We start from the raw sequence: 24,022 nt of genomic DNA, 5'->3' as shown, positions 1-24,022 counted from the left end.
GCCCTTCCCGGGAAGTCCGGGAAGGGCCCCTCTCGCGTACGGGTGTTACGAGTTGTTCTGCAGGCTGCTGCTGATGCCCTGGTCGAACTGGATCGCGTTCTCCTTGATGCCGTTGAACATCTCCGAGAAGTCGTTGATGCCCTTCACGGCGGCCAGCAGGCTGGTGTCGAAGTTGTTGTAGGTCGTGCGGATGACCTCGCTGGACTGCTGGAAGACCATGCCGTCGTCGACGAGGGTGTTGACCCGGTTGCGCAGGTTGCTGAGCACCGGCAGCAGGTTCTCGTGGGCGTCGTGCAGCAGGCTCACGACCTCCTCGATCTTGTGGTAGTCGAGGTTGATGCCGTTGTAGCTGGCCATGGGGTTCCTGTCCGTTCCTGTGGGTCGTCAGTCGTCAGTCGTCATCGGTGGTGCCACCCACCTGCTGCCAGTCCGGCTGGTTGCCGTTGGCGTCCTTGGGACCACGGGTGTACTGGGTGGTGTCGCCGTCGCTGCCGGTGGTCACCATCGTGCCGCTGCCGTCGGAGTTGAGGTTGGTCTCCGAGTGCACGGTGCTGCCGTCCGGGTACGAGGTGTCCGTGGTGTAGTGGTTGCCGTCGCTGGAGTAGTTGGTGACCGAGGTGTAGGTCTTGCCGTCGTAGGTGACGGTGGACTCCTCCTTGATCACATGGCGCTGGTCGTCGAGCGTGAGATGCGTGTGGACGGTGCCGCGGTCGGTGGTGATCGTCTGGTCCAGCGGCGGGTTGCCGGGGTCGGTGGCCGAGCAGAAGTCCGGCATCGTGCCGTCCGGGCCGGGCACGCACTGGTCGAGGTGGGACTGCTTGTAGTCCCACAGGTCCTTGTCCCGGAAGTAGTTCTGCAGTCCCAGGTTGCTGCCGGTGATGCCCATGCCCTGGGCCAGTTCGGAGTCGAACGACAGGAACGCCTCGCCCACCGAGCCGAAGGCGCCCGCCAGTTCCTTGAGTCCCTTGTCCGCGTGGGACATGGTGCTGCTGGCGTTGGAGTAGAAGCCCGAGAGCGCGTCGGCCAGGGTCTGGTCGCCGAGGACCGTCAGGGCCTCGGTGGAGGTGTAGCCGTCGTAGTCCGTCTGGCCGAGCCGGGAGAACGTGCTGTTGTCGAGGAGCGGACCGATGTCGCCGGCCAGGTTCTCCAGGTCCCGTTTGGCGTCGTTGAGCACGTTGTATTCGATTTTCAGGCCATCGGCCATGCGTGGGCCTCCCAGTCGTGACTCCGGTCAGTTGGACCACGCCGCACGCACCACACCGGTTCACCCGGGGCGGCTGCTGTAACCCAGATCACGTGAACCGCACCGGGGGCTGTGGCGTGGTCAGGTGGGGAGTGACCGCCCCGAGCCCCGCAGCTTCCGGGAGGAACCCGTATGCCACGCCCGACCGACTGGAACGCGATCGGGCTGGACAGCGATCCCACGCCGGGCGAGCCCGACCAGATCCGGACGCTGTCCACCGAGCTCAACCACCTGGGTTCCGAGGCTCGCCGCATCAGCACGGCGATCGACGCGGTCATGAACACCGCCGGCGACAGCGTCTTCGTCGGCGAGGCCGCCGACGCGCTGCGCGGCAAGGTCAACGACCGGCTGCGCGGGCACATCGAGGACGTGGCGCAGTCCTTCGAGAGCGCGGCGACCGCGCTGAACACCTGGGCGGACAAGCTGGTCGACCTGCAGTCCCGGGCCGACGGCGCGCTCAACTCGGGCCGCGGGCTGTCCGAGGACGACCCGGACCGGGAGACCTACGCGTCCACGGCCCGGCAGGCGGGCACCGAGCACGGCGAGGGCGCCTCCGCCGCGGCGAGCAGCATCTCGGGGGTCTCCGACATCCAGCTGCCGATCTCCGAGTGCGAGATCTTCTGGGAGGCGTTCCAGTGGCTGGCGATCATCCTGATCATTCCGGCGCTGATCTTCGGCGGCCCGATCGCGCTGCTCGCCCTCGGCGTCAACCTGACCCTCTTCATCAAGACGATCGTCGACTTCGCCAACGGCAACGCCAGTTTCCTCGACCTGTTCCTCGCCGGGCTGGGCATCCTGGCGCCCACCACCAAGGCGCTGCCGATCTTCCAGATCATCAAGGGCGTCGCGACGAGCGCGTTCGCCAAGGGGTTCGCCAACATCGCCCGCGGCACCTTCCAGGCGCTGCGCAACCTGTTCACCAACGGCTTCCGCCCCACCACCCTGCTGCTGGGGCTCAAGGACCTGGTCCGGCTCGGCAGCACCTGGGTCTACAAGGGCGGCCTGTGGGTGCTGGACGGCATCCACAACCTGCCCAACGTCATCGGCCGCGGCGTCAACTCCCTGAGCCTGACGGTCGTACAGGGCTTCAAGGCGATCCCCGGGTTCGTGCGCGGGCTCCCGGAGACGCTCTCCCGGGGCTGGCAGGCCACCAAGCAGTGGGTGGGCCAGGAGTTCGGCGGCACCAAGTGGCTGCGGATCCTCCTGCCGGTGGACGCGGCGGAGATCGGCGAGTTCGGCTTCGCTCGCGCCCTGCGGATCGGCCTCTTCGACCGCGGCCTGCTCGGCCGGCACGTCTTCGGCGCCCCGATCACCAGCGGCATCGGCCGTACGATCAGCTCGGTCCCGGTCGACCCGCGCACCGTCGACGCCCTGGTCGACATGCCCCGCATCCAGTTGAACGAGGTGCGGTTCGGGGCGGGTTCGGGACAGAGCAGCATCCGCAACCTCGACCTCCACATCCCGAGCACACATCTGGACGTCACCTCCACCCTGCGGCCGCCGTCCCTGAACCTCGGTGACGTCGGCGCGATCGCCCACCGCGGCAACTTCGGCGTCCACGCGGCGCGCACGGTGGACGCGCTGGTCGACATGCCGCATGTGCAGCTCGGCAACGTGCGCGTGGAGAACTTCGGCGCGCTGGGCGGGCATGCGGAGCTCGGGGTGAGCGCCGGCGCCACACCGACGCTCACCACCGCGTCCGGCCTGCACGTGCCCGCCTCGGCCGGGGTCCCCGGCGCCACCCACGGCATCACCAACACGCCGGTCACCGCCGTCTCCGGGGGCGCCCACACCACGCTCACCGGGCTGCCGCCGACGCCGGCGAACCTCACCTCCCACGCGGAGGTGCTGCTGCCGGGCGGCGCGCACAACACCACCCACACGCCGGGCAGCACGGTCCTCACCGGCACCCACGGCACCCCGCCGCCGGCCGCTTCCACGCTCGGCGACCTGTCGACCGCGAACCCGACCGCGGGCACCCTGCACTCGGCGTTCACCGGCACGCCGGGCGTAGGCACCGTGCACGCGCCCGGCACCCCCGGTATCGGCGCCGCCCACACCACGCTGACCGGCACCCCGGGCACGAACATCGCGCACACCGCGCTCGACTCGGCCCCGGCGCCCGGCGCCCCGCACGACGTGACGGCGCCGCACAGCCTGCTCACCGGCCCCACGACCGTCGCGCACCCCTCACCGACCGGCCTCGGGCACGGCGGGCCGGGCAACGTCGACGCCGGGGTCTCGGCCTTCGACCTGCTGGCCGGCACCCGTCACAACACCCCGCACTCCCCCGTGTCCCCCGGCACCGGCGGCGCCCTCGCCGACCGCACCACCAGCGCCCTCAACGCCAACCAGACCCGCCTCCACCTCGACGAACTCGTCCACCAGCCGGGCTCCCCTCGTCCCGGCACCCCGGCGGAACGGCTCCCGCACGGCTCACCGTCCCCGACGCCCGGGACGCCGGACCGCCTGACGATCACCCCGGCCACCCCGGACCGGCTGTCGACGAGCCCGGCCACCCCCGACCGGCTGACGGCGAGCCCGGCGAACCCCATCACCTCCGACCGGCTCCCCCTCAACGGCGGCACTCACGAGCCGGCACCCGCGCCCTTCGGCGGCTCCGGGCACCTGGGCCCCGGCGCCGACCACAACCGCTCAGCCCTCGACCTCGTCGACACCGGCCGCAGCGCCCGCACCACCGACGGCCCCGCCTTCGCCGGCACGCCCGCCCACACCGACGCGGACAAGGGCCTGGCCGGCTCGGCCACCGGCACCCCGGCGCACGCCCCCGTGGAGCTGCCGGCCCACGCCGCCCCCGACATCACACCCACGCCGCGCCCGGACACCGCCCACTCCGGTGGTCAGGAGCTGCCCGGGCGCGGGCCCCGGCTCACCCCGGCCGAGATCGAGCAGGCGTGGTTCCGGGACGGCGAACGCGTCGACGCGCTCTTCGGCCACCTGGACGACCCGTTGCGCGGGGCCCGCCGCGAGGCCTGGCGGGACCATGTGCAGGCACGGTACGACCTGGGCCGGGCCGAGGATCTGGTGCCGCACAACGGGCACGCGGGCAGCTCCCGCGGCCCCACACCCGACGAGATCCGCGCCCGCGAGAACGTCGAGGCCGCCCAGCAGCGGTACGACGCCACGCACCACCGGCTGACCGAACTCGGCGTCGACCCGGTGCGGATGGAGGCCGACCTCGGCGCCCTGCGGCAGCTCAGCCTGACGGAACGGCCCCGGCTGCTCGGCGGCACGGTCACCACGGCCAACGACGCGACTCCCCCGCCCGCGGCCGCCGACCACGGGGCCCACGGCGCGCACGGCGAGAGCGGCGCGGCCTCCGTGACACCGCCCAGGCGGCTGAACGACATCCTGGCCGACCAGACCAAGGCCCATCAGGAGCTCCAGCAGGCGGAGATCAAGCAGACGCAGACCGGCAAGGACGCCGACAAGATCGCGGAGGCCAGGGCGAACCTGACCGAGGCGGACACGAAGTTCAAGGACACGACCCGCGAACTCGACGAGGCGCTCCAGCACGAACTCGACAACCGTCGGCTCTCCCAGCGTGAACTGAACCTGCTCGTCGACCAGTTCGCGGGCGCCGGCGACATCGACCGGGCCCTGAAGCTCCAGACCCACGCCCGGAATCTGGACGCCGCGTCCCGCGGCGCGGGCGACGGCCCCGTCCGCGCGGACCAGTTCATCCGGACCGGCGAGGAGATCCGGTCCCAGTCGGTCACCGTCCGGCGGCTCGCCGACGAACTCGAATCCCTGGTGCGCGCGGGCACGACTCCGCACAGCGAGCTGAAGGGCCTGGCGGAGGGGCTGGAGCAGGCCGCCAAGGACCTGGACGCGGCCCTCCAGGGCCATGTCACGGACGCCGCCCGCTTCGGGGGCACCTACACCCTGCGCAACGAGCACACACCCGTCGCGGCCGTGGCCCACCACCTCGCCGAGCTGGTCGACGACGCGGTCAAGGCGGCGAAGCCGGGCGACAAGCTCGTGCTCAAGGGCTTCCTCGGCACCGACGCCTCCGTGGAACGGATCCAGCGCGGCATCCCGGACCTCCTGCGGCGCTACCGCGAGAACCAGGCGTTCGGAGAGGTGCACAGCGGAGAGCAGTGGAAGGCGGTACTGCCCGGGACCGAGGCCCAGTGGCGGAAGGTGTTCGAGGACTTCGACGGCTTCGACAAGCTGTCCAGGTCCCAGCAGCACGACTTCGTGCGCAAGCTGTCCGAGAAGAACATCGCGGACCTGCGTGCCGACTTCGACAACCTGCTGAAGGACCTGCCGGAGGCGGACCGCCTGAGGTTCCAGCAGCTGCGGGACAGGCTCCAGGGCCTGCCGTACCGGATCAAGCACGCCACTCCGGCCTACCACGCCATCGCCAACAGCGGTGTGATGTCCTCCCAGGGCGACCTGGCCCGACGGGGCGTCAGGTTCCTCGCGTCCGGCAAGAGTTCGGCGAAGAACACCTCCAACCTCGGCAACGACGACTTCGTGTTCTTCCGCATGGAGGTCGGCGACAAGCCGATGGCGACCCGGTACGGGCCGACCACCCTCGTCTTCGACGCCAAGGTCCTGGAGGAGAAGGGCGGCTGGGTCTCGCTCCACGACCAGCTGCACCCGCTGGACCGCGACACCATGAACCAGCTGAAGTTCGGCGACGACGTCGTCCGCAGCGCCAAGTACGACGACGGCTTCGACGAGGTGGGCAAGCGCGGCCGCTGGACGTACGAGTACCCCGACCACAGCATTCGCCAGGTCTCCTTCGAACAGGAGGTCTTCCACGGCGAGCACGTGCAGGAGGCGCTGGCCCTGTCGGTGGTGCGCGAGGTCCATCTCATCGGGGGTGCCTTCAAGGACGACGTCTTCCGGCTGCTGGCCGACACCGCGCACCCGGAGGAGCTGGGCTCGGTCATCTCCAAGCTGTACCGCCCCGAGGCGAAGTTCGGCTCGGGGCTGCCCGTCAACCCGCTCGGGAGCCATGCCACGAGCGAATGGCCGTCGCCGCTCGCGGTGCACGACGCGGAGGGCGACGGACGCTATCTCGCCGACGGCACGGTCGACCCGGCCGCACGGGCCGCCGGCAAGGCCTTCGACGAGGCCTCGGACCGGATGCGGCAGGCGGACAACGCCCTCAGGAGCGGCAACAACAAGGCGCTGCGCTACAACCTCAACAAGGCGCAACCGCACGCCGAGCAGTCGGTCAAGCTGACCCAGGACTTCCACGGGGCCGCCGTCGGCGCACGCAAGGACATGGCGAAGACCCTGCTCGACCAGCGCGAGCAGCTCCTCAAGGACATCAACACCCGCCTCGACGACCTGAAGCCGCAGAACAGGCCGGCCAAGAACCAGGGTGCCGGGACCTCCTCGTCGACCGCCGGGGCGAACGGCCCCGACCTCAGCGCGCTTCCGCAGTCGGCCGAGGACGCGCTCAAGGCCGTCCCCGGCATCACCGACCAGATGAAGAAGATGATCCGGGCGCTGGGCAACTCGGACGGCTTCCGGTCCCTGCCCGACTCCAAGGTCGGCACGCAGACCACGGCCGCCGTCGACCTGGGCAGGACGGCCTTCGACAAGGCGTTCAAGCACCTCTCCAGGGCGGGACTGGTCGAGGGTGACACCGCGGGCCTCCACTTCACGGACGAGGGCCGCCGGCTGTTCCTGCCGCCGGGCGGCGAGGCCAGGACGACGGCACCGTCCGTGTCCGGCGCAACGGACGTCCACACGGCCCCGGCCGACGTCCAACCTCAGCTCCCCCACACCCCGTTGGGCCCGGACACCAAAGCCCCCGCCGTCACCGGCGACAGCCTCCCGTCCCACGGCCTGGACACGAACTCGCCTGCGCCGCACGACCTCGGCGGCGACTCCCCGGCACCGCACCCGGCCGACACCGACACCCTGCCCCCGGCACCCCACGACCTCGACACCACGTCCCCTGCGCCGCACGGCACCGAAGCGCAGTCGCCGGTGCCGCCCCACCCCACCGAAACCGACAAGGCCGCACCGCCCCTCGACGACGTCCACCCGGCAACGCCCCACCACGGCGACGACGGCGACCTCGCCCCGATGCCCCCGAGGGACGACACACGGCTCGGCGGCGGGTCCACACGGCCGCTCGGTGACGCCGTCCTCGACGACGTGCTGAGGCCTCCCCATCGGACCGGCGACACCACCGCGGCACCGGCACCCGGCACCGCTCACCCGCCCACGCCCGACCTCCTCGACCGGGCCGCGTTCCGCCGCAACACGTACCGGGAGAACGGCATCCGGGCCCGCTCGCAGATCCGGTACGTCGACCGTGCTCTCGACGCCTTCCACCACGTGCCCGCCGACCAGTTGGCGGGGCGGGCCCAGGCCCTCGACGACCTGGCCGGCGCCGCCCAGGACTTCCTGCAGGCCCGCCCGGTATCGGTTCGCCGCGCCGGAGTGGAGCAACTGCTGCACCAGGTGCGGGCCGAGGCGGACGCCTACCGGCTGCTCGACGACTTCCGGCGGCTCGGCGGCGACGGGGACGGGCTGGCCGGCCGCGTCCGTACCGCGCTCGCCGACGGCGGCACGACCCCGCACACGCAGACCAGGCTCCAGACGATCCTCGACGGCATGGACAGGTCCGCGCAGGCCCGGCGGCAGAACGACGCGCTGAGTCTGCTGGACGGCACCCCGCCGCTCCGGAACACCGGTGACACCACCCTCGCTGTGCCCTCCCGGCAGCCCGGGGAGACGCCGTGGGCGGCGGAGTCGGCGCGGATCGACCAACTCCTGGGCGGCGACGGCAGGCCGTTCCGGGAGGCCTGGGTCGAACTGTCGTCCGCCCGGGTCGAACTGAACCGGGTCGAGGATCTGCGCGCCGCGCCGGGCGGAGCCGGCACGTCACGGGGTGTCAGTGAATACGACGTGCAGCTCAACCACGAACTGGTCTCCGCCCAGGAGCGGTTCCGAACCGCGTACACGAACCTGGAGGACCTCGGGATCCATCCGACGGAGATCGAGGCCCGGATCCACGAGATCCAGCTGGGCGCCACCCACCGCGGCGCCACCCTCGGCGCGGGCAAGCTCGACACCCTGCCCGACACCGCCCCACCCGGGGTCAACCACGTCGTTCTCAACAACTCGGGCGTGAGCGGGCCGAACGGCCTGCACATCGAGCGGACCGTGGGCCAGGACAACGCGGTGACGCTCCGGGTGGTCGACCCGCAGCTGCACCCGGACCCGGCACGCACGGTCGTCGCCCGGCCGGACGGCGGTTTCGACGTCCGGCACACCGCGTCGGACACCGTCGACACCTACACCGCCAACGGTGACCGGATCGCCTACGACATCCCGCTGCACGGGGCCGACGGCAGGCCGACCGGGCTGCGTCTGCACACGGACATCAACGGCCACGGGACGCCCCAGGCCCTGACGGTGCACGGCCCCGGAGCGGACCGGCTGACCGCCGTCCCGCTGCCCGGCGACGCGGCGCGGATCACCCATCTCGACACCGGCGTCACCCGGCGCGTGGACGCCCTGGGCCACCAGCTCGACGAGGGCGTCCAGCTCACCGGGCGGGACGGCGCGCCCGGCGATGCCGACCGGGTGTGGGTCACCGACGGCGCCGACGTCCATGTCACCGATCTCGCGGGCAACCGTCTGGACCTGCGGGTGCAGGACCTGGGTGACGGCAACGGCGTCAGGGTCACCGACGGGACGACCGGGGTGTCCGTACGCCACGACGGCCGGGGCCGCCTCCAGGAGAACGGTGTCTCGCTGACCGATCCGCGGGGCACGCGCGGGGAGCGCTTCCTGGCCGACGACGGCCAGGGCCGCTTCACGCTGACCGACGCCTCCGGTGCCCGGCAGCCCCAGCCGGTCACCGTGCTGCCCGGCGGCTCCGGCTTCCGGGTGACCGACGAGGCGAGTGGCGCGACCAGCAGGTTCACGGCCGACGGCCGGTACCAGGACACCGGCCTCGCCCTGTTCGACCCGGCGGCGAACGCGCGCGGCGACCGGATCGTCGTACCGGACGGCCCGGGCGGTCACCGTCTCACCGACACCGCGGGGCAGCCGCTGCCCGAGCGGGTGGTAGCGGTCGGCGGCAACCGGCCGCGCACGATAGACGACGTCACCGGCGGGTCCGTGCTGTACGACGTCCAGGGCCGCCCGGTGAGCACCTCGACCGCGTTGGCCGATCCGGCGGGCGGACCGCGCGGTGCCCGGTTCGCCGAACCGGACGGGGCCGGCGGTCACCGTCTCACCGACGCCGACGGCAACCGGCTGCCCGACACCGTCACCGCGCTGCCGAACAACGGCGGTTTCCGCACCGTCCACGACACCGGTCACCGCACCTTCACGCCCACCGGCGACTTCACGGGCGACGGGCTGCGGCTGACCGGACGGGGCGGCGCGCCGGCCGGGCATCTCGACCGGCCGCTCGGCGCGGCTCCGCACTGGCTGGACGACGCGTTCGCGCCGGACCCGGCGCGGGCGGTCACCTTCGACCAGGCGGGCCGCATCGAGATCGCCCGTCCCGGCGGCGGCCGGCAGGTCTTCGACCAGAACACCGGACGGTTCGCCGAGGAGACGGTCCCGCTGCCCGGCGGCGGTCAGCAAACCACCCTGGCCGACGGGACGTTCACCCGGTACGACGGCCAGGGCGCCGTCACGGCCACCGGCACCCCGCTGCCCGTGGGCCACGGTGGACGCCACCTCGTCGTCGCTCCGCCGACCGCGCAGCATCCCGGCGCCTGGCTGGAGGACGCGGCGGGCGGCAGGCTCGCGCACTGGGACGCCACCCGGCGGGGCGACGGCACCACCCGGATCGTGTTCGACGACCGGACCAGCCCGCGGCACGGCGAGTTCGTGCACCTGGCCGCCGACGGCAGCGTGGCCCGGCAGGGCTTCAACGTGCTGGACAACGGGCGGCGCACGGACTACCGGTACGTCGTCGACCACACCGCGGGCACCTGGGAGCGGACCACCAGGTCCGGCGCTCCCGTGGCGGCCGGGTCCTTCCACCACGGCACCGCCGACCTGTCCGGCGCCGCGGGCGGCCACGTCAAGCTGCTCAGCCCGACCAAGAAGCAGGTGCCGGTCTTCGAGCGCCGGGTGCTGCCCGGTGCCTCCGGCGACGTCGTCGACTCCTTCCGGCGGACCGACACGATCGACTTCGCCCGCACCAACCCCCGTACCCACTGGGTGCGCTGGGACGACAGCGGCACGCCGCTCGGCACCGGCAGCCGGCACTACGACACGGCGGGCACCGGCTGGCGGGACACCGACGGCTGGGGCCGCACGGTCCGCGAGTACCGGGACGGGCTGCAGAAGTTCAACGGCAGGACCGGCCACACCCTGGGCGTCGGCGACGGCAACGGGGCCTGGACCTGGCACCGTTACGACGGCGACGGCAGGGTGATCGCCTCGGGCCCGCGGACCCGGGAGCACATCGGCAGCGGCTGGACCGACCGCACCGCGGACGGCCGGATCGCCCAGCAGCAGTGGGGCATGGCCGAATGGCCCGAGCGGGCCGGCCAGTACCAGGAACACGCCATGAACCCGGCGGACGGCTCGCTCCGCGCCACCTGGGAGCGGCACTCCCCGCACGGCAAGGAGGTCGGCAAGCACGAGGCCTTCGGCGACGGCTTCCTGACCACCGACCGCTGGCGCGAGCAGCGCCCGCCCACCTGGGTCCGGACCCGCTGGCTGGCCGGCGCCGAGCACACCCGGCCGCCGTACGCCCATGTCCGGGGCGACGACACCTACCAGCTGTTCACCTGGACGAAGGAGGCGGGGGACGGCGCCACCACCTCCGGGGTGCGGTACGTCGGGATGGACGGCAGCGCGCTGGACCTGGCGGCCGACGGCAGCTTCGCACGCTTCAGCGGCAAGCTGCACGACGGCACCTCCCTGAAGGTCGGCGACCACGCGGCGCGCCCCGGCCACGCTCCGGCCAACCCGGCCGACCACCCCTGGCAGGCCGGTGACCTCAGGGGCTACCGCCGGCAGCTCGCGGACGACCCGCAGGGCAGGCTCTGGCAGGACGTCTACCAGGACGCCGGCGTCACCCGGACCGCCCGCGAGGGCCGCCCGGACGGGGTGGTGCGGGAGTTCACCGGTGACCGCACCTGGGTGGACCGCGACCCGCACGGCAACCTCGTCGGGCAGAGCCACGCCAACCCGGACGGCACCGCCGGGCGCTTCATCGAGGGCTCCGGCCGCGCCGACTCGGGCCGCTGGACCTGGCGTGAGCTGGACGCCCGGGGCACCGAACTCGGCCACGGCCGACGGGAGTTCTTCCGCGGCTCGAACGACTCGCGGCTGCCCTGGGACGACTCCTACCGGGACTACGACGGCAACGGGAACCTGGTCCGCGAGCGCCGGATGCTGGACTCCGGCCGGTACGTCGACGCCTGGCGGGACAACCAGGGCGACTGGCGCGTCAGTACCCACGAGCGCAACGGCACGCCCGTCGCCGTGGGCAACGGCGAGCAGGTCCGCCGCTGGTGGAACGGCCGTGCCTGGCAGGACCGGTGGACGGACGGCGCCCGGCACTTCCGTGACGAGCTGCGCGTGCCCGGCCAGGGCGCGCCCACCGTCCTGCGCGAGACCCCGGTGCACAACGGCGGACCCCTGCGGGTACGGGCGTACAGCACGACCGTCACGCAGAACACCCCGGCCGGTTCCGTCTGGAAGGAGTTCGACCACGGCAGTGTGGTGCGGGAGCGCAAGGCGGACGGCGGCGGGTTCCTGGAGACCGACGCCTGGCGCGGCCAGTGGAACCGTTACAGCAGGAACGGCGAGCTGATCGGCCAACGCACCGACAGCGGGCTGGTGTTCGAGCGGGACACGTTCAACACCTGGCGGCTGGTGGGCAACGAGTACGACTTCCGCGGCGCGCTCACCGAGATCCGCGGCTGGGGCCGTACCACCCGTGAGGCCCAGCGCATGCCGTGGTCCGGCACGGTCGTGCCCGGCGGCGACGCGGCGCTGCGCGAGGCGCGTTACGAGCCGTACTGGCAGTCCGTGGCCAAGAAGGCGGCGCTGGAGTTCGGCCAGGAGTTCATCCTGGAGTTCGGCGCGAACCTCGCCGTCAACGGGATCGTCGCCGCCGTCCAGAACAAGCCGTTCACCGGCAAAGACGCGCTGAAGTCGTTCGCCAACGCGGCGGTCGGCGCGACCATCAAGACCGGTCTGAGCACGGCGGTGCACGAAAACCGGGCCCTCGGGTTCGAGAAGCTCGGCCAGTTCAAGGCGGGCATCGCCAACGTCGACGGCGGCAAGCCGTGGACCCGCCGTCCGCTCAACCACGACAAGACGTGGGTCAACGAGTGGGCGGGCAACGAGACGCCGACCCGCTGGCGGGGCGGCATGTACGACTTCTCGTTCGGTGTCCTGAGCAGCGCGCTGTCCGGCTGGGTCAACGGCAGCATGAACGCGGCCGTGTGGGGCGTCACCAACACGGACGGGCAGACCGTGAAGCTGCACGGCGGGGACGCGGTCTGGGAGGGCGGGATCAACGCGGCCGCCTCGGTCACCACGGCGGCCACCACCGGCCTGGTCAAGAACGTGTTCGTGATGAGTACCGGCAGCCGGCTCTTCCACCGCCAGGGCTTCGCCGACTTCTGGATCCAGCTACCCTTCAAGATCTTCGAGAAGACGATCCAGTCGCTGTACCTGACCAGTACGTATCGTGCGAGCATCAACCCGACGTACTACCAGGCTCCGTGACCGGGCACCGTGACCGGGCAGCGGCGAGCACCGAGGACTGAGGAACGCAGATGACCACCCGTCACACCGTGGCGCCCAAGGGGCAGGGCGGCCGGGGCGCGTACCGGACCATCGGCGAGGCGATACGCGCCGCCTCGCCCGGCGACCTGGTGGTGATCGCCCCCGGCACCTGGACCGAGAACCTGGTCCTGGACCGCGCGGTGGTGCTCACGGCGGAGCACGGCCGGGGCAGCGTGGTGATCGCGGCGCCGCCCGGTGAGGCGCCCGCGGTGACCGTGGACGGGCCGGACTGCGCCCTGCACAACATCACGGTGTGGGGCGCGGACGCGGGCCTGCCCGCCGTGAGCGTGTCGCCGGGCGCCGGGCTGGTCCTGGAGGAGTGCTCGGTGGAAGGCGGCCGGGTCCAGGTGAAGGGCCCGGAGGACGAGGAGGGCGGTACGACGGCCGTCGTACTGCGCCGCTGCCGCCTGGAGGGGGCCAGGCTGGCCGGTCTGCATCTGGCGGGCGGGGTCCGCGCCCTTCTGGAGGACACGGCGGTGACGGGTGTCGACGGTACCGGCGTGGTGCTGTCCGGCACGGCGAGCCTGGACGCCGTACGGCTGCGGCTGGAGCGTACGACCGGGTCCGGGATGCGGCTGCGCGGCCGGTCCCGGCTGCGGCTGACCGACTCGGTGCTGATGGGCAGCGGCCGGGCGGGGCTGCTCCTGGAGGACTCGACGGAGGCGACGGCCGGGGAGTCGCGGATCGAGACGCCCGGGGCGGCGGGGGTGCATCTGACCGGTTCGGCGCGGGCCGAGCTGACCGACTGCCGGATCCGGGGGGCCGCCGCCAGCGGGCTGGTCGTGCAGGAGACCGCGCGGCTCAGCGCGTCCGGCTGTTCCGTGGCCGACGCGGGCGCCAACGGGCTCCTGGTCACGGGGTCGGCCGAGGCGGACCTGGCCGACTGCCGGATCGACCGGAGCACCTTCAGCGCGGTGCACCTGGCCGGTACGGCCGTCGGGCGGCTCGCCGACTGCCGGGTGCGGGGCGGCTCCGAGCACGGGGTGCACGCGACGGGCGAGGCCCGGATCGAGCTGACCGACTGCGGGATCACCGACGTCGCCATGACCGGGGTGAGCGTCCTGGAGCGGGCGGTGGCCATGCTCACCGGCTGCCGGGTCGCCGGGACCGTCGCCGGGATCGGCATCGGCTCGCCCGCGGGCAGCACGGTCGCGGACACCACGGTGACCGGGACGAAGGAGATCGGCGTGCAGGTCGCCAAGGGGGCGGCCGTCTCCCTCGCCGGGATCCGGATCAGCGGCGCGGGGGCGGCCGGTCTGGTGGTCGACGAGGGTGCCGAGGCGACGGTGACCGGCGGCCGGGTCGAGGACTGCGCGGGCTCCGGCGCGGTGGTGTGGACCGGCGCCCGGCCGGAGGTGACCGGCCTGCACATCGACCGGCCGGGCAAGAACGGGGTGTTCCTGGCCGAGGGCGCGGGCGGCACGTTCACCTCGGTCGACGTCACCCGGGCGGGTTTCCCGGCCCTGCACGTCGCCAAGGGCGCCGACCCGGTCTTCCGGCACTGCCGGATCCGGGACTGCGCGGAGGCGCTGGGCACCGACGAGGGTGCCAAGCCGGTCCTGGAGGACTGCACGGCCGACGGCACCCCGCTGACCTTCGGCACCCCGGCCGCAGCCCCCGCCAACGGCCGACCTGGTGCGGCCCCCTCCCCCTCTTCCGCCGCCAAGACCGCAGACGGCTCCGACGAGCCGGAGGAGGAGAACCTGGAGGACCTGCTCGGCGAACTCCACGAGCTGGTCGGCCTGGACCGCGTGAAGCAGGACGTCGGTTCGCTGGTCAAGCTCATGCAGACGGTCCGGCGCCGCGAGGAGGCCGGGCTGCCGGCCCCGCCGCTCAGCCGCCACCTGGTGTTCGCCGGCAACCCCGGCACCGGCAAGACCACGGTCGCCCGCCTCTACGGCCGCCTCCTCAAGGCCCTCGGCCTGCTCCGCCGGGGCCACCTGATCGAGGTCGACCGGACCGCGCTGGTCGGCGAGTACGTCGGCCACACCGGCCCGAAGACCACCGCCGCCTTCAACCGGGCGCTCGGCGGCGTCCTCTTCATCGACGAGGCCTACTCCCTGGCCCCGGCCTTCGCGGGCAACGACTTCGGCACCGAGGCCGTGGCGACCCTGGTCAAGCTGATGGAGGACCATCGCGACGACGTGGTGGTCATCGCCGCCGGCTACCCCGGTGACATGCACCGCTTCATCGGCTCCAACCCCGGCCTCGCCTCCCGTTTCGGCCGCACTCTCCTCTTCGAGGACTACGAGCCGGGCGAGCTGGTGTCGATCGTCGAGTTCCAGGCGGGTCGCCACCGCTACGAGCTGACGCCGACGGCCCGTACCGAACTGTTCTCCCTCTTCGAGGCCATGCCCCGGGGCGAGGGCTTCGGCAACGGCCGTTCGGCTCGCCAGATCTTCCAGGAGATGACCGAACGCCAGGCCCAGCGCGTCGCGGAGCTCACCGCCCCGACGGCCGAGGAGCTGATCAGTCTGGAGGCCCACGACCTGCCCCACCCGGCCGCCCGCTGACGGCACACCTGTGCCGTACAACCGTATAATTTGAGGCCGAACGAACGTCGCGAAGGAGCCACCCGTGCCCGGTCACCGGTCCATCACCGAAGCGGAGAAGCTCGCCTCGGCGAAGCTCGGCGGGATCCCGGTGCGCCGGGACCAGATGGCGGCCGTGGCCAACGTCCACCGGGCCGCCTCCGCCGTCCGCCAGCACCTGGAGAACTCCGTGCTGCGCGGCTCGGACCTCACCTGGACCGCGTTCGTGGTGCTGTGGGTCGTCTGGGTGTGGGGCGAGTCGGAGACCCGGCACGTGGCGGAGGAGGCCGGGATCTCCAAGGGCACGCTCACCGGCGTGGCCCGCACCCTGGAGTCGCGCGGACTGCTCGGCCGCGCCGGGCATCCGGACGACGGGCGCCTGGTGCTGCTCAGCCTCACCGACAAGGGCGAGGAGCTGATGCAGCGGGTGTTCCCGGCGTTCAACGAGGAGGAGGCCTTCGTGACCTCCGGGCTCAGCGACGCCGAGTGCCGCACCCTCGCGGAGCTGCTGCGGCGGGTCGTGCTCCAGGTCGAGGACCACGGCGAGGAGCGGCGGCGCGAACTGCTCGACGGCGCCGAGCCCGCGCCGCGCCGCAGCGGACGGCGCCCGAAGGCCTGAGCCTCAGCGCGCGGCCCGCACGAACGCGTCGAACAGGCGCTGCTGCACCGGGTCTTCGTGCGCGGTGTCCTCGGGATGCCACTGCACGGCGGTGAACCAGCCCGGCGCGTCGGCCAGTTCCAGTCCCTCGACCGTGCCGTCCGCCGCGGACGCGGTGACGGCGAGTCCGGTGCCGAGGCGGTCCACGCGCTGGTGGTGGTAGCAGGAGGCGTCCGTCTTCTCCTCCCCCAGCGCCCGTTCGACGAGCGACCCGGGACGGACGGTCACCGGGTGGCGCAGGTACCGGTGGGTGCGGTCCGGGCCGCCCATGTCCTGCTCCAGGGTGCCGCCCAGCGCCACGTTCACGGCCTGCAGCCCCCGGCAGATCGCCAGCAGCGGCAGGCCCGACTCCAGCGCGTGGCGGGCGACCTGCAGGTCGAAGGTGTCCTGGAGGTCGTCGACGTCGTAGACCGTGTCGTGGGTCTCCGTCGCCCCGTAGCGGTGCGGGGCGAGGTCGCCGCCGCCGGGCAGCAGCACGCCGTCGAAGCGGGCGAGCCGGCCGGGCACGTCGGTGTCGGCGGGGTGGATGCTCGCGGGTTCGCCGCCGGCCCGCCAGACGGCCTCGATCAGGGCCCGGGCGTTGACCTCGGCGGCGAAGCGCAGCGCCGAGGTGGTGGCGGAGAACCGGGCGGGCACGGCGATGAGGGGGCGGAGCGGACGGTGCGGACGGGTCACAGCTGGATCCAGGTCGTCTTGAGTTCGGTGTACTTGTCGATGGCGTGCGCGGACTTGTCCCGCCCGTTGCCGGACTGCTTCATCCCGCCGAAGGGAACGGTCAGGTCGCCCTCCTCGTAGCAGTTCACCCAGACCGTGCCGGCCTTCAGGGCGCGGGAGACCCGGTGCGCGGTGGACAGGTCGGAGGTCCACAGGCCGGCCGCGAGGCCGTACTCGGTGGCGTTGGCGAGCCGGACCGCCTCGTCCAGGTCGTCGAAGGCGAGGACGGACAGCACCGGCCCGAAGATCTCCTCCCGGGCCAGCCGCATACCGGCGTCGACGCGGTCGAAGACCGTCGGTTGCAGATAGCTGCCGCCGGTGTCCGGCAGGGTGCGCTCGCCACCCGTGCGCAGCCGGGCCCCCTGCGCACGCCCGGCAGCGACATGCCCCTGCACGCGCTCCAGGTGGGCCTCTCCGACCAGTGCGCCCATCTCGGTCGCGGGGTCGAGCGGGTCGCCGATCCGCAGTTCCTCGGCCCGCCGCACGACGGCGTCCGTGACGCGCTCGGCGATCGAGGAGTGGACCAGGAGCCGGGAGGGCGCGGTGCACATCTCGCCCTGGTTGAAGAAGATCCCCCAGGCGGCGGTGGCTGCGGCCCGGTCCAGGTCGGGGGCGTCCGGGAGGATGATGTTGGGCGACTTGCCGCCCAGCTCCAGCCAGACCCGCTTGAGGTTGGAGTCGGCGGAGTAGCGCAGGAAGTGTCGGCCGACGGCGGTGGAGCCGGTGAAGGCCAGCACGTCGACGTCGGGGTGGAGGCCGATCGCCCGTCCGGCCGTGGGGCCGTCGCCGGTGACGACGTTGAGGACGCCGGGCGGCAGTCCGGCCTCGGTGCCGATCCGGCCGAGGTGCAGGGCGGAGAGCGGGGAGGACTCGGAGGGCTTCAGGACGACCGTGCAGCCGGCCGCGAGTGCCGGGGCCACCTTCCAGCTCGCCAGGGTGAGGGGGAAGTTCCAGGGGACGACCGCGCCGACGACGCCGGTCGGCTCGCGGGTGACCAGGGCGAGGGCGTCGGAGGCGGTGTGCGGGGACTCGTCGGTGAGCTTGTCGGCCAGCTGCCCGTACCAGCGGAACGTGGTGATCGCGGCGCGCAGTTCGATGGCGTACGCCTCGGTGATCGGCTTGCCCATCTCCAGGGTGATGGTGAGGGCGAGCTCCTCCCGGTGTTCTTCGAGGAGTTCGGCCATGCGCAGCAGGATCCGGCCGCGCTCGGCGGGCGCCAGGCGCGGCCAGGGCCCGGCGTCGAAGGCGCGGCGGGCGGCGGCCACGGCGTGGTCGACCTCGGCCTGCCCGGCGTCGGCGACCCGGGTGAGGAGCTGTCCGTCCCGGGGTGAGACGACGGCGAAGGCCGCTCCGTCGCCGGGTTCGTCGGTGCCGTCGATGTGGTGCTGTGCGGGCAGGTCGAGGGTCTTGGCCCGGTCGGTCAGTTCGTCGGGGGTGAGGTCCAGCATGGGATTCCCAATCGGAGGGTGGGGGCCCGGCCGTGCGGGGGCCGGGCCCGGCGGGGTGCGTCAGCGGCGGTGGACGAGCCGTGCGGTGCCCGCCCCGAGACCCAGGACGGCGGGGACGGTGACGACGAGCCAGACGGCCGTGCTGGTGGCGCCGCCGATGAGGGTCGTGAAGTTGGCCAGGATGACCCAGATCATGGCGGCGATGCCGAGGGCGCCGAGGGCCGGGGCGATCGCCGTGTTCCAGGGCCGGGTGTCGAGGCGTTCGCGGCGGAAGAAGACGATCACCGAGACCGAGGTCAGGAAGTACAGCAGCATGCAGGCGAGGACCCCGACGCCGCTGAACCAGGAGAAGAGGGTGAGGACCGGGTCCTTGCCGGCGAGGGCGAAGGGCATCACGAGGAGCACCGCGATCGCCGTCTGGACCAGGCCCGCGGCCCACGGCGAGTGCCGGTGGTTGAGGGTGCGCAGCCGGGCGGGCAGCAGGCCCTCGCGGCTGAGGGAGAACAGGTAGCGGTTGGCGGAGTTGTGGAAGGCGAGGATGCCGGCGAAGAGGGAGGTGGCGAGCAGGATCGGCAGGACGTCGTTGACCCAGCCGCCGAACTGGTCGGCGATGGGTGCGAAGACGAAGACGGTGGAGTCGCCGCCCGACAGTGCCTTGCCCGCGGCCGCGGTGACCTTGGAGGGGCCGTACGAGGAGACCAGCATCCAGGACACGAAGGCGAAGAAGCCGGTGACCACGGCGACCGAGAGGTAGGTGGCCCGGGGGACGGTCCTGTGGGGCTCGCGGGCCTCCTCGCCGTAGATGGCGGTGGCCTCGAAGCCGAACATCGAGGCGACGGCGAACATCAGGGCCACGCCGGGCGCGCCCTGGAGCACGGCGCTCGGCGAGAACGTACCGCCGAAGTCGAGGCCCTCCGGCCCGCCGCCCTTGAAGAACGTGACCAGGGCGAAGGCCAGCAGGATGCTGAACTCGGCCAGCACGAACACGGCGAGGACCTTGGCGCCCAGCTCGATCCCGGCGGCGCCCAGCACCTGGACCACGACCATGGTCACCAGGGTCCACACCCACCAGGCGATGTGCGCGCCGGAGTAGTGCTCGACGAGTCCGCTGACGGTGTACCCGTACAGCCCGTACATCGCGGCCTGGACCGTGCAGTAGGCGAACAGGGCCACGGCGGCGCTGCCACTGCCGGTGGTCCGGCCGAGGCCCTTGCCGATGTAGGTGTAGAAGGCGCCGGCGTTGACCACATGCCGGCCCATGGCCACGAAGCCCACCGAGAACAGCAGGATCACCGCTCCGGCGAGGGCGTAGGCGGCCGGGGCACCGGCTCCGTTGCCGATGGCGACCGCGATCGGCACGGCGCCGGCGATACCGGTGAGCGGTGCCTGGGCGGACAGGACGAAGAAGAGGATGCCCAGGACACCCAGGGCGTTGCGTTTGAGGGTGGTGGCGGGCTGGGCGCCCGTTCCGGCCTGCGAGGCGGCGTCGACCGTCTGACTGTCCACTCGGATCACCTGCTGAGGGGAAGGGAGAGTTTTCGTTTTGAGCCAAACGAGTTGCCTCATGGTGGGCCGGAACTATCCATCTGACAAGGGGGTGGGAAGGGGAATTTACGTCAGGGAAACCGCTGTGCCCAGGGCATGGCAAACCCCCCGCCGCGACCGCGACGGGGGGTTCCGGGACGGGCACGCTCAGTCGCGGTTCTCCGGCGGCCGCTCACCCAGGGTGCGCAGGAGGGCACGCAGTTCGGACAGGGCCGCCTCGGTGTCCGTACGGTCGCCGATGCCGGTGAGCTGGTGCAGCACCAGGCCGTCCAGCGCGGCGAAGACCAGCCGGTTGAAGGCGGGGCTCGCGTCGCCGGGCAGGATGCGGTCCAGCTCGCGCTGGGAGGCACCGAAGTACTCGTCGTAGAGCGCGCGGACCTGCGGGAGCAGCTCGGGCCTGCGGCGGGCCTCCAGGAGCAGCTCGTACTGGTACGCCTGGCCGTCCGAGTCGTCCTCGACCATGTCCGTCAGGCCGGCCACGAAGTCCTCGGGCTTCCCGGTGCCGGGCTCCAGCAGGCTGCTGCTGAGGCTGAGGCGCACGGCGTAGGCGAGGGACTCCTCGATCAGCGCGTCCCGGGAGCCGAAGTGGTGGACGACGAGGCCGTGGGTGACCCCGGCCTCCTCGGCGACGGCACGGTAGGTGAGGTGCCGCAGCCCGCGTGCGCCGACGACCCGGACCGCGGCCTTGAGCAGCGCCTCGCGCCCCTCGCCGTAGCCGAGCCGCTTGCGCGACCGGTCGTCGGGCCGGTCGCCGCGCTGGTCGGCGGGCCGGTCGTCGGGCCGGTGGGGGGTCTCGGCGGGTTCGGTCATGGTCGCGACCCTACCCGCCGGTTCCGGGCGCCTGCCGTGGCGTCTACCTGCGGGGCGCGCGGATGCCACGGAACTCCCAGTCCCCGCCGAGCGCGGTGGACAGCACTTCCTCGGACTCGGTGGGCTGGGCGCCGACATCGGTGCGGATCGGGGTGGGCCCGGTGACGATGTGGTTGGTGAGCCGCCCGAGGCCCTCCACCTCGACCTCGACGACATCACCGGGCTGCACGGGCCGCGAGTTGGCCGGGGTGCCGGACAGCAGCACGTCGCCCGGGTAGAGGGTGATCGTGCGGGCGATGTCGGCGACGAGATAGTGCATGTCCCACTTCATCTCGTCGGTCGAACCGTCCTGCACCACCTCGCCGTTGACGTACGTGCGCAGCCGCTTGCCGTGGAAGTCCCAGTCGGTGACCAGACCCGGGCCCAGCGGGCACAGCGTGTCCGAGCCCTTCACGCGCAGCATGGAGCCGGCGTCGGTGTCCCGGAAGTCGTGCAGTCCGTAGTCGTTGGCGACCGTGTACCCGGCGATGTACTCCCCCGCCTCCGCGGGGGAGACGTTCCGCGCGGTCCTCCCGATGACGATGGCGACCTCGCCCTCGTAGTTGAGCCACTTGCAGCCCTCGGGCCGGACGACGGCGCCCCGGTGGGAGTTGAGGGCGGAGGTGGGCTTGTGGAAGTAGGTCGGGGTGTCGGGCAGCCCGATCCGGAACTCCTCGACCCGGCTGCGGTGGTTGAGATGGACGGCGATCACCTTGGACGGTACGACCGGCGGCAGGTGCTGCGCCTCCTCGATCTTGACGCGGCGCCCGTCCCCGGCGACGAGTTCGTCCCCGTCGACGGTGACCTGGACGGCGGCGCCGTCCAGGAGGATGCGGCGGTACTCGGAAAAAACAGCCATGGCGGCCTTCCTAGGGACGACGGTGCGGATGGTGGGGCGCGGCGGTCGCGGGCGTACCGGTGCCGGTCCAGCCGTCGGCGGGCCGGTCGAACCAGAGGTGCACCTGGCCGGTGCCGATGGAGTTCTCGTACGCGCCGTACTGCCGGGCTGGGGCGGCACAGGCCTGCTCGCCGAGGGCGCCGGCCATCATCAGGTAGTGGGAGAACCTCGCCTCGGGCTTGAACTTCCAGAACGCGTCCATGGTGTCGAGGACCTTGTCGTGCCGGCCCTCCCTGAACCACTCGATGCGCTCGTGGTCGGCCTCCCGGGCCTCCGGTGTGCGGATGTGCACCGGGTCGCTGGCCTCGTGGTCGCGCAGCTCGCGCAGCGGCCAGAAGGTGTGCGAGAGGGCACCGGAGGCGATGAGCAGCACCCGCCGTCCAGGAGTCGCGGCGATACCGTCGGCGAGCGCCCGCCCGAGCCGCAGATGGTCCTCCATGTCCCCGGTCTGGCAGACCCCGATGGTCACCCACCGCTTGTCGGGCAGGCCCTCGCCCAGGAACTTCCAGAGGTTGACGGTCGCGTAGTAGATCGGCAGGTACTCGTCGTCGATCGCGGTGATCCAGGTGCCGTGCTTGTCGGCGAACTTCTCGACGTTGCGGGCGAGTTCGGGGTCGCCGGGAAAGTCGTACGGCATCCGGCACATCCCGCGCGGCAGTTCCTCGGAGGTGAACAGTCCCGCCCTGCGCTGCTGTGCCGTGACGACGAACTCGACGGTCGTCGCCCAGTGGGAGTCGAGGACGACGACGGTGTCGTAGTCGTCCCGCTCGAAGACGTCCCTGCGGAGTTGCCGGAGGCCGGTGACGAGGGTGATCTCCTTGCCCTCGTTGAGCTCCAGCCGGTCGGCCTCCGGCAGCACGATGGTGGGGACATGGGCGAGCAGCCCCGCCCCGACGATCTCACCCATGGTCCTTCCAGCCCTTCGGTGCGGTGACGGTGTTCTTCAGGTCGCAGTAGAAGTCGAAGCTCCAGGTGCCGCCCTCGCGCCCGACCCCGGAGAGCCGGGAGCCGCCGAACGGCGCCTGGAGGTCACGCACGAAGAAGCAGTTGACCCAGACGGTGCCGGCGACCAGTCGCGCGGTGACCCGCTCGGCCCGTTCGGGGTCGCCGGTGGCGAGGGTGGCGGCGAGCCCGAACCGCGTGTCGTTCGCGAGCCGGACCGCCTCCTCCTCGTCGGCGAAGGTCTGGAGTGTGAGCACGGGCCCGAAGACCTCCTCCTGCACGACCTCGCTGTCCTGCGCGACATCGGTGAGGAGCGTCGGCGCGTAGAACTGCCCGTCCCGGCGCTCCCCGCCGATCACGGCCCGCGCCCCCTCGCCGATGGCCCGCCGCACGAACCCGTCGATCTTCTCCAGCTGACGGGGGTGGATGTTCGGCCCGATGTCGGTGGCCTCGTCACGGGGGTCACCCTGCCGCAGCGCGTCGGCCTTCGCCACGAACCGCCGGGTGAACTCCTCGGCGACCGGCTCCTCGACGAGCAGGCGGGTCCCGGCGAGGCAGACCTGCCCGGCGTTGTCGTACTGCTCCACGGCGAGGTCGACGGCAAGGTCGAGATCGGCGTCGGCGAACACCAACAGGGGTGATTTGCCGCCGAGTTCGAGACTCAGGGGTGTCAGGTTGGCGGCGGCCGAGGCGGCGATGCGCCTGGCGGTCGGCACGGAGCCGGTGAAGCTGATCCGGCGCACGTCCGGGTGCGAGGTGAGCGCATCACCGATCTCGGCACCGTACCCCTGCACGACGTTGAGCACCCCGGCCGGCAGCCCGGCCTCGGCCGCGATGTCGGCGAGCAGGGAGGCGGTGAGCGGCGACCACTCGGCGGGCTTGAGGACCACGGTGTTCCCGGCGGCGAGGGCCGGGGCGACCTTCCAGGTGGCCAGCATGAGCGGGGCGTTCCACGGAGTGATCAGCACGCAGGGGCCGGCGGGGTCCCAGCTGACGTGGTTGCGGTGGCCCCGGGTCTCGAAGTCCTCGTGGTCGAGCTGGAGCAACCAGTCCGCGAAGAAACGGAAGTTGTGCGCGACACGGGGGATGACTCCGCGCCTGTGCGAGCGCAGGAGAGCCCCGTTGTCGGTGGTCTCGACGATCGCGAGCTCCTCGATGCGCTTCTCGACCCCGTCGGCGATGGCGTGGAGAAGGCGAGCGCGTTCGGCACGGGGGGTGGCGGCCCAGGAGGGGAAGGCGTCCCGGGCGGCGGCCACGGCGGCCTCGGCCTCGGGGGGACCGCCGCGGGCGATCTCGCCGAGGGCGCTGCCGTCGATGGGAGAGGTATCGGTGAAAGTGTCGCCGGAGGCGACACGCTGGCCACCGATCCAGTGCCGGGTATCGACGGAGACTCCGGCAACGATGATCTTGTCAGCCATGAGAAGG

Annotated in this window: 12 protein-coding genes; 3 read left to right on the top strand and 9 right to left on the bottom strand. The window is 72.3% G+C overall.

Annotated features, from left to right (window positions below; translation table 11 throughout):
• Nucleotides 1-45 precede the first annotated feature (45 nt).
• Together ACFZB3_RS07590 and ACFZB3_RS07585 are read right to left on the bottom strand one after the other, a co-directional pair.
• Nucleotides 46-357, bottom strand: coding sequence for a hypothetical protein (locus ACFZB3_RS07590; protein ID WP_046730425.1), 312 nt, complete (start codon nt 355-357; stop codon nt 46-48).
• Between the two features lie 34 nt (nt 358-391).
• Complete coding sequence (locus ACFZB3_RS07585; protein ID WP_391371224.1) at nt 392-1,204, bottom strand: hypothetical protein; 813 nt, start codon at nt 1,202-1,204, stop codon at nt 392-394.
• Between the two features lie 171 nt (nt 1,205-1,375).
• On the opposite strand from ACFZB3_RS07585, the gene ACFZB3_RS07580 reads away from it, so the two are divergent.
• The 3 genes from ACFZB3_RS07580 to ACFZB3_RS07570 all read left to right on the top strand — a co-directional run bounded on the left by ACFZB3_RS07580 (nt 1,376) and on the right by ACFZB3_RS07570 (nt 16,162).
• On the top strand, nt 1,376-12,952 hold the full coding sequence (locus tag ACFZB3_RS07580) for a hypothetical protein (protein ID WP_391371221.1): 11,577 nt from the start codon (nt 1,376-1,378) through the stop codon (nt 12,950-12,952).
• A 50-nt stretch (nt 12,953-13,002) separates the two neighbouring features.
• Nucleotides 13,003-15,525, top strand: a complete 2,523-nt coding sequence (locus ACFZB3_RS07575) for a right-handed parallel beta-helix repeat-containing protein (protein WP_391371218.1) — start codon at nt 13,003-13,005, stop codon at nt 15,523-15,525.
• Nucleotides 15,526-15,589: 64 nt separating this feature from the next.
• Nucleotides 15,590-16,162 carry a MarR family winged helix-turn-helix transcriptional regulator gene (locus ACFZB3_RS07570; RefSeq protein ID WP_361300437.1) on the top strand — a complete coding sequence of 191 codons (573 nt, stop codon included), beginning with the start codon at nt 15,590-15,592 and terminating at the stop codon, nt 16,160-16,162.
• A gap of 3 nt (nt 16,163-16,165) precedes the next feature.
• Here ACFZB3_RS07570 and ACFZB3_RS07565 read toward each other — a convergent pair whose 3' ends face one another.
• From ACFZB3_RS07565 to ACFZB3_RS07535, 7 genes are all read right to left on the bottom strand, one after another.
• Nucleotides 16,166-16,876 (bottom strand): gamma-glutamyl-gamma-aminobutyrate hydrolase family protein, encoded by a 711-nt coding sequence (locus tag ACFZB3_RS07565; RefSeq protein WP_391371214.1) that lies wholly within the window; start codon nt 16,874-16,876, stop codon nt 16,166-16,168.
• Nucleotides 16,873-18,363, bottom strand: coding sequence for an aldehyde dehydrogenase family protein (locus ACFZB3_RS07560; RefSeq protein WP_391371211.1), 1,491 nt, complete (start codon nt 18,361-18,363; stop codon nt 16,873-16,875). Before ACFZB3_RS07560 ends, ACFZB3_RS07565 begins: the two co-directional genes overlap by 4 nt.
• Before the next feature lie 60 nt (nt 18,364-18,423).
• Nucleotides 18,424-19,869 carry an amino acid permease gene (locus tag ACFZB3_RS07555; RefSeq protein WP_391371208.1) on the bottom strand — a complete coding sequence of 482 codons (1,446 nt, stop codon included), beginning with the start codon at nt 19,867-19,869 and terminating at the stop codon, nt 18,424-18,426.
• 186 nt (nt 19,870-20,055) lie between these two features.
• Nucleotides 20,056-20,718 (bottom strand): TetR family transcriptional regulator, encoded by a 663-nt coding sequence (locus tag ACFZB3_RS07550; protein WP_391371204.1) that lies wholly within the window; start codon nt 20,716-20,718, stop codon nt 20,056-20,058.
• 43 nt (nt 20,719-20,761) lie between these two features.
• Entirely contained in the window at nt 20,762-21,616 is an 855-nt protein-coding gene (locus ACFZB3_RS07545; RefSeq protein WP_391371201.1) for a fumarylacetoacetate hydrolase family protein, read from the bottom strand.
• A 10-nt stretch (nt 21,617-21,626) separates the two neighbouring features.
• Entirely contained in the window at nt 21,627-22,562 is a 936-nt protein-coding gene (locus ACFZB3_RS07540; protein ID WP_391371198.1) for a 3,4-dihydroxyphenylacetate 2,3-dioxygenase, read from the bottom strand.
• Nucleotides 22,555-24,015, bottom strand: a complete 1,461-nt coding sequence (locus tag ACFZB3_RS07535; protein WP_391371195.1) for an aldehyde dehydrogenase family protein — start codon at nt 24,013-24,015, stop codon at nt 22,555-22,557. Before ACFZB3_RS07535 ends, ACFZB3_RS07540 begins: the two co-directional genes overlap by 8 nt.
• Nucleotides 24,016-24,022: the final 7 nt, after the last annotated feature.

The sequence above is a fragment of the Streptomyces sp. NPDC008092 genome, from assembly GCF_042957285.1.
Classification (GTDB): Bacteria; Actinomycetota; Actinomycetes; order Streptomycetales; family Streptomycetaceae; genus Streptomyces.
This window is presented reverse-complemented; position numbering and strand designations above follow the sequence as displayed.